This window comes from Bradyrhizobium sp. MI1.11 (assembly GCF_055811255.1).
Genome location: NZ_JBVVPM010000263.1, coordinates 1 through 208 on the forward strand (window position 1 = coordinate 1; position 208 = coordinate 208).

1 protein-coding gene is annotated in these 208 nt (G+C 60.1%); it reads left to right on the top strand.

Going from position 1 to position 208, the window contains the following annotated elements; translation table 11 throughout:
- Positions 1-208 (top strand): hypothetical protein (locus AC0L30_RS43295; RefSeq protein ID WP_473406825.1); only part of this gene is annotated, 208 nt, incomplete at both ends.

The window sequence follows — 208 nt, forward strand, 5'->3', positions numbered from 1 at the left end:
ATCTCCGCGCAAGTCCAAGACTTCCTTGTCGCAGCGGCCCTTGATCAGATCGCGTCGGTGCCTTCGAACGGCTTCGAGCCACGTATCATCGAGAAACTGGGCGGCGCCGGTGGCGCTCGACCGCTTGTTCCTTGCATTCGGGTCACCGTTGGACTCGGCTATGATAATGCGCTCGACCAATGCCTTCGCAGCCGCTCTGTCGATCGAT